Origin of the sequence: Hydrogenovibrio sp. (assembly GCF_049975065.1) — a bacterium.
GTDB lineage: Bacteria > Pseudomonadota > Gammaproteobacteria > Thiomicrospirales > Thiomicrospiraceae > Hydrogenovibrio.
Genome location: NZ_JBNGDN010000002.1, coordinates 47553 through 55187, shown reverse-complemented (window position 1 = coordinate 55187; position 7635 = coordinate 47553). Strand labels below are relative to the sequence as shown.

Annotated in this window: 5 protein-coding genes; 4 read left to right on the top strand and 1 reads right to left on the bottom strand. The window is 55.2% G+C overall.

Annotation, left to right across the window (positions count from 1 at the left end):
* Positions 1-234: 234 nt before the first annotated feature.
* Positions 235-1146 (bottom strand): hypothetical protein, encoded by a 912-nt coding sequence (locus ACP5D0_RS00950; protein WP_472363672.1) that lies wholly within the window; start codon positions 1144-1146, stop codon positions 235-237.
* A gap of 213 nt (positions 1147-1359) precedes the next feature.
* Here ACP5D0_RS00950 and ACP5D0_RS00945 point away from each other — a divergent pair, with 213 nt between their 5' ends.
* The 4 genes from ACP5D0_RS00945 to ACP5D0_RS00930 form a co-directional block, all read left to right on the top strand.
* Positions 1360-2415: an ABC transporter substrate-binding protein gene (locus ACP5D0_RS00945; protein WP_472363671.1), complete on the top strand. Its 1056-nt coding sequence runs from the start codon at positions 1360-1362 to the stop codon at positions 2413-2415.
* Entirely contained in the window at positions 2412-4859 is a 2448-nt protein-coding gene (locus tag ACP5D0_RS00940; protein ID WP_472363670.1) for a bifunctional diguanylate cyclase/phosphodiesterase, read from the top strand. The genes ACP5D0_RS00945 and ACP5D0_RS00940 overlap by 4 nt, the downstream gene beginning before the upstream one ends.
* A 14-nt stretch (positions 4860-4873) precedes the next feature.
* Complete coding sequence (locus ACP5D0_RS00935) at positions 4874-5695, top strand: DUF6279 family lipoprotein (protein ID WP_472363669.1); 822 nt, start codon at positions 4874-4876, stop codon at positions 5693-5695.
* A 309-nt stretch (positions 5696-6004) separates the two neighbouring features.
* The coding region (locus ACP5D0_RS00930) for a TIGR03768 family metallophosphoesterase (RefSeq protein WP_472363668.1) at positions 6005-7635 on the top strand (1631 nt) is incomplete at its 3' end.

Genomic DNA, 7635 nt, shown 5'->3' with positions numbered 1-7635 from the left:
GCAAGAAGGCAAGCAAGAAGGTAAGCTTGAAGCGGCCATTCAGATGATTCGCGACTTTCAGCTGTCCGCAAAAGACGTGGCCGACAAGCTGCAAATCCCATTGGATGAATTGGTACAACGCCTCAACCAGCTCGACCACCCCAACCACCACTGATTGCAACCCCGAGCAGTGGCCAGAGGGTGCATTAAACGGTGGTCAACAGGTGGGGTTGGAGAAACATCCTTTGACACGCCTCACAAGCGCAGCGGGCGGTTTTGCCAGGCCTGGTAATTCGTTCCACCCAGTACGTTCATGCCAAACAAGGCCGCGCGATACACTTCACGCACGTCGGTGACACTCGGGATCGGTGCCCACTTCTGATACTCGTCACACAAGACATCAAACGCCTTCGCCGTCAGCAGCAATTCCAGCAGCACCCACTCAAAGGCCACCGGGCCTGCGACGATCGCATCCAAATCGGTCAAACCGGTTAAGCGCCCGTCCTGTTGCAAAAACTGATCCCAGCGTAAATCGGGCATAATCAAGCCAAGTGCGCCCAGTTCCCCCACCGAGGCCACTTGCTGTTGCAAACCCGCCACCTCGCTGGCGCTCACGCCGCCGCCAACCAGAGACGTCAGCCAATTTGCCAGGCCTGGTAAAAACGTCTGTTGAAGCGCCTCGCGCTCCGCCAACGTCACGGGCGCCTGATGCAGTGCGGCCAAATGCCGCGCCAACGTCCGCACCATCGGCTCTGTTATATGCTGCGGCGAAACCGCCAGGCCTGGTAAAAAATCGGTTTGCACCCCCAGCGTGAGGCTGTGGTCTGCTAGGTCATTTCCCACAGTGGTGACCCTTAAAAGCCGTTTTACCAGCGGGATGGCCAACTCGCTCGCTTGGGCGACCCTTGGGTATAAGCGTTCGAATTGCGCCAGCTGCTGTGGCAAAGTCACCGCAAACAGCGCCTTCATCCCGCCCCAGAAACCCTCTGCGGCACAAGGCTCGCACGCCATCAGCTTGACCACATCCCGCGTTTGACCATCATCATACAGCCACACTTGATGGCTGCTGTCGGCAAACGCCGCGGGCAGCGGTGTCCAATCGCTCAGTCGCCGCTGGGGAAACCAGTGCTGTAATCGCTCAGAAGGATGATCGGATGTCGGCCACACGGCGGTGCTCCTTGTCATTGAACCAAGCGATCATTTTACGAAACTGTCCATGCCATTGGGGTGAAAAACCGACCCAAAAACCTTTTTGTGTCGCGGCTCGAAACTGAGTAGGGGTCAGAGTATGGCCCCTCAAGTTTTCGTCATTGTTGGTTCGCAAAAAGGGTGCTAAAATCAAAAAACCTTAAATGGAAACTATTCTTAATGATGTGCGCAATGCCTCAAAAACGTCAAACGTCTTTTCTGCCACCTTTGCAATCGAATTGGCAGCTTGTCCTGTTGCTGATTTGGCTGTTGTTGAGCGGATCCGCCTTGGCTCAACCAATGCCCCGTTGCGTCTACGTGGCCTCTTACACGCCTGGGTATGTCTGGCAGGACGGCATTGAACACGGCTTGCGTCACAATTTGGTGGGTCAGTGCGAATTGCACACCTTTTACATGGACACCAAAAATCTCAAAGAAGAATCCTACCGCCAAGCGCGTGGCGAGGCGGCACGCGACTTCATCGAACGCCTCGATCCCGACGTGGTGATTGTCTCGGACGACAATGCGGTGCGCTATGTGTTACAACCGCACTATCGTAACCACGAACGCCCCTTTGTCTTCTGCGGCGTCAATGACACCGCCTTAAGCTATGGCCTGCCTTACCGCAACACCACCGGCATGATCGAGCGAAAAGAAATCTCCGATCTGCTCTATCTCATTCACCGCGCCGCACCGGGCATAAAACGCATGGCCTTTCTCGGCACGCCCACCGTCACCGCGCAAAAAAATGCACAGGCGTTTGCAAAATCACCCGACCTGCCCGAACCCCTCCAAGTGCATTGGGTATCCAATTTAACGCAGTGGCAAGCGCAATTTCTGGCATTGCAACAAGACGATTCGGTGGATGCGGTCATTCTCGGTAATATGATTCCGCTGATTCAAAAGGATTCAGAGCGACAAGATTCCGAGCTACAGGATTCAAAATCGTTGCAAACAAACGCCTTGCCGAAATGGGTCGCGGAACACACCCGAAAACTCAGCGTCACCGTCTATGAATGGATGATGCCCTACGCCGCCCTCGGCGTGGTCAACAGTGCGGAAGAACAAGGCGAGTGGGCGGCACTGTCGGCCTTGGCGATTCTGGAAGGGCTGCCGCCAAACCGCATTCCGGTGGTGGCGAACCAGCGGTTTCAGTTTGCGCTGAACCCACTTATCTGGGATAAATTGCACCTGAATCTGCCCATCTCACTGCAAAGCAATATCGCCACATCCGGGTGGTCGCAATGACGCCGCTCAAGCCCATTCGCTTTCGCGATGTGTTTCCGCTGTCGCTCACAGGGGGGATTTTGCTGGTGGGGGCGCTGTTTATCGCCGCGGCCATGCTGGCGCAGTTAAAATTACAACTGCGACCGATACAAGACAATTTCCACCTCGAAACCCAGCGTTTGCTGGCCTGGCAACAAACGCAAAATCAAAAACTGGAAATCGCCCTCAGCGGCTTAATTTCCGTGCACCAGAACAGCCACGAAGTGAATCGGTACAACCAGATTTTATTCGCCGAAAGCCAACTGAAACAAGTGGTTGAGGTCACGCTGTTCGGGCTGGCTCCCACGATCACGCAAGCGCAGCTGAGCACCTTTACCGAGACCATGCGAGCCGCCGGGTTTGAAAACTACCGTATCCGCTGTTTTGAAACCGTGCCCTCCAACTGCACCCTATCGCACCCAACGCATTTTCCAATTCAACTGATCATTCCCTTTCGACCGCACTTTGCCCCCTATCTGGGACAGGATCTCGCCAGCCTGACAGACTTTGCGCAAACCTTAGCCTTGGCGCAGCAAACCCAAAGAGCGACCGGCCTGTTTATCGCCCCGCCGCTGACGCCCCACGCCGGACAACTGGTCATCCGCCCCTATTTTGCGCCGGTGCTCAAGGTCGGGTTCAACCCGCCTGATAAGCACTCATCAGATCCGATTGGAATCGCCTTTGCCTGGATTCGAAGCGATGCCATGGCGCAGGCGCTCATCGACACCGTCGCCCCCGACTACGCCCTGCAACTGTCACTCAACCCGCGCCATCAAAGCAACGCCATTGCACAGGCCAGCACGCAAGCGTTCACCGAAGTCCCGGACGACACCGACCGCTTGCTGGCGTTATTGCCGTTTGAGTTTCAGTTGCAAAATCAGACACAACTGCTGCTCCATCAACAGCCCTGGCAATTTCAGTTCCGCCACCGCATCACCGCGAATGACTTAGATTTCACCCCGGTTCTGTTCACCGCGCTGGCGGCCTTACTGGCTTATAGCTTGATGGTCGTTTTGCTCTACAGCCTGCGGTTACGCGGCGTGCGATTACGCCAAGAAAATGAACACATCCGCGAACTGGCGTATTTTGACAGCATCACCGGCCTGCCCAACAAGCTCAATTTTATCGACACCTTAAAACAAATGCAGGCGGATCACGACGACCATCTGCACGTCATGGTGATCAATATCTTCCAATTTCGCAAGGTACAGGAATCGCGCGGACACGACGTCGCCGATCGGTTGCTGCAACACTTGGCCGCCCACCTTCAACAGGTCATGCCATCCGATCAACCCGCCTTTCTGGCACGCATCCAAGGCGCTGAATTTGCCGTGGTGCTGGTGTCGCCCGATGGCGACGAGGCGGACACACTCGCCCAGCAACTGCTGCAAGCGATTGAGCAATTTCCAGTCATCGAAGTCGAAGACCTGCATTTCACCGCCCATGCTGGCCTCAGTCACTACCCGCGCGATGGACGCAAGGCGGAAACGCTTGTCCGCCGCGCCACCGCCGCCATGTCGTTTGCCCGTCAAAAAGGTCCCGGACAATATCAGCACTTTTATCCCGAACTGGAAACCAGCCTGTTGCAACAAAGCGCCTTAGAGTCCCATCTCTACAACGCCTTGGAAAACGATGAATTTTCATTGGTCTATCAACCCCAACTGAATTTGCACACTGGGCGCTTAGACACGGTAGAAGTGTTATTGCGTTGGCACAACCCGAAACTGGGCACCATCCCGCCCGATCGGTTTATCCCGATTTTGGAACAAAACCTCGGCATTAACTCCGTGGGGGACTGGGTCATTGACCAAAGTCTGCACCAGTTGAGCCAATGGCGTCGTAACGGCTGCGCCATTCAGCGCATCGCCGTCAATCTCAGCGCCATCCAGTTGGCTCAACCGAACTTTATCGAGCGTCTGCAAACCTTGCTGGCTCACCACGACCTGCCCGCCGATGCGGTGGAATTGGAATTGACCGAGCGTGCCATTATGACCGATGCGGAGGAGAACATTCACCGCCTCAACCAACTGTCACAGGCCGGGTTTCGCCTTTCGGTGGATGACTTTGGCACCGGTTACTCGTCGCTCAACTACCTGAAGGCGTTTCCGCTGAACATTTTAAAAATTGATAAATCCTTTATCGATGGCCTGCCACTGGACAACAACGATGCGGTGCTCACCCACACCGTGATTCAGCTGGCGCACAACCTCGGCATGACGGTGGTGGCCGAAGGGGTCGAAAGCGCCGAACAAGGACACTATCTACACCAAGCCGGATGCGAAACCTTACAGGGCTACTGGATAAACCGCCCACTGACGGCATTTGCACTGGAAAACTGGCTCAATGAAAACCAACCGGCGCAATGGCAAGCACTGCTGCCGGTTGACGCCAACACGCCCCTTAAAGACCGAGAGTCATCAATATGAAAACGGTGTTTAAAATGATTGCAGTTCTGCTGATGGCGCTGACGCTGACGAGCTGTTCCACCCGTTTTTTATATAACCAGCTGGATTGGCTGCTGCCTTGGTATCTTGAGGATTACGTCTCGGTCGAATCGCAGCAACAGCCTGCTTTCGACGCCACCTTAACCGAATTTCTAAACTGGCACCGCGCCGAACAATTGCCGCTGTATGCTCAGTATGTAGCCAGTCTCAAGCCGGTGGTCGCCCAGCCGACACCGCACGACATTGAGCGGCACATCGACAGGCTGGACGGGTTTATTAACCAGCTTTACCACCAGTTCGGCGTGGATTTCGTCCCGCTGATTGCTAGCTTGACGGAGGCACAAAAAAGCGAACTCATCACCAATGTCCGTGCCAAAAACCAAGACTATGCCAACGACTATATCGCCATTGGCGAGGCGGCTGCACGTCGCAAAGGCGCGGAAAAAATGCAAGAAATTTTCGACGATTGGCTGGGCGCGTTAAGCCCGGAACAGCAACAGCGAATCCAAGCCTTTACCCAACAAACCCAGTGGATGTCGCCCGGTCTGCTGGCGGCACGCAAACAGTGGGCCGACCGGCTGGAAGCCCTGTTAACGTCATCCCCCAACGTCAACCAAACCGAGCTGCTGACCCTGTTTGAGCAACGCCGTTTGTTTTGGGATACCGAGCTTAAAGCACAATACCGCCACAATGTCGCCCTGCTGGTAACGCTGCTGAACGCCACACTCAAAAATCTCAGTCCAGCGCAGCAAGCCCATTTGCTGAATCGACTCAACGATTATCAACGCGACTTCACCCTCTTATCTCGACAGTCCTGAAGGCTTCTTGGGGCTTTTAGGCTTCTTTTACCAGGCCTGGCGAAAACGTGCCCATCCTTTTTCATTGCCAGCCCCGACCATTAAGCCTATAGTAGAAAACTGAATGGACGGTTTTTACCTGAAGTTTTCTCCATTTGCAGTTCCAGTTCCAGTTGATGTCGCGGCTCCGGTTCCAGTAAAGCACGGACAACGTCCGCGTCCGCAGCAAGGTTTCATGTGGAACCCCCGCTCAGCAGGGAATAAAAACACCGCAGGACTGGCCATTTAACCACCTCGCTCATCACCGCAATCGCCCAAAAAGGAAACTCCATGACCCGCCAAGACGATTCCAAACAGCCTATCAGCGCCGCCTTCTCCAATATGGGACGCCGTGATTTCCTCAAATTTTCCCTTGGCACCGTCTCTTGGACGTTTCTGGGATCACTGGCCGCAGGGTGCAGCAGTGGCAATGGCCGCAGCAGCGCCTTGCCCAGACAACCCATCGACCCCAATGTAACCAAAACCAATGAACGCATGCTGTCATTTGACTTGCCGCCGCAACCAGATGCCCCCAATTCCGGCACCGGACTCTACAAAACAGAGCTTCCCAAAGTACCGCTCTACAACCAATACGGATACGGACAGTACACTTACGGTGGCCAACTGGCGATCAAGCCACGCTTCGACATCATGGCGGACACCCAGCCGGACACGCCACCGAACACTCAAGATTCGAAAACATTACGGCACTTTTTTGCCATCACCGATGTCCACATCACCGACAAAGAAGCGCCGAACCAGTTAATCTACCTGCAACAGATGGACCCCATCTACTCCGCCGCCATGACCTCCATCTACTCGCCCATCATGCCTTACACCACTCACGTCCTCGATGCGGCGGTGCAAACCCTCAATGTGTTGCACGAGAAAACGCCGTTTGACTTCGGCATTTCACTGGGCGATGTCTGCAACAGCAGTCAATACAACGAATTACGCTGGTACATTGATGTCATGGACGGCCAGCCGATTCGCCCCAGCTCCGGTGACCATCTGGGCGCCAGCCAAGTCGATTATCAAATCCCGTATCAAGCCGCCGGTTTAAACAAAACCATCCCTTGGTATCAGGTGCTGGGCAACCACGACCACTTTTGCATCGGCTCTTTCGCCATTGATGACGAGCTGCGCGAGTCTTACACGTCCAACCAGGTCTGGGCGGTGGGCAATGTGTTAAAACCCAATTCCGGCACCTTTCCGGCGAACTACAACACCCGCGAAAGCCTCGGCACCCCCACTTACTACATGGGCGTTCTCGACGGCGAAAGCTCCTATGGCAAAATCACCCACACCGCAAATTACGGTGACGCGCCACCGGCCACCATTGCTGCAGACCCGAACCGCCGCCCCTTGCATCGCACCGAATGGATGCAAGAATTCTTCAATACCGACAGCGAACCGCGCGGACACGGGTTCAATCACCTTGACCCCACCGATCTGGACAACGGCTTTGCCTGCTACAGCTTCATCCCCAACCAAGGCGTGCCGCTGAAAGTGATTGTGCTCGACAATACCCAGTCGGATACCGACGGCTCCCAGGACATTCACGGCCACGGCTTTCTTGATGAAAAACGCTGGAATTGGCTCAAAACCGAACTCAAAGCCGGTCAGGACAATGACCAGCTCATGATCATTGCCGCGCACATCCCCATTGCCGTCGCCGCCATTGGTTCCGCCATGGAATGGTGGGAATCCGACAAAGACCCCAATGCCACCGAGCAAAACGCCGTCACCTTGGCCGAGCTGGTGGCCACCCTGCAAGACGCGCCCAACCTGCTGATGTGGATCGCCGGACACCGCCATCTCAATACCGTCAAAGCCTTCGTCTCACCCGACCCGGTCAATAAACCGGAGCGCGGTTTCTGGCAGGTGGAAACCGCCTCGCTGCGAGATTTCCCCCAGCAAAT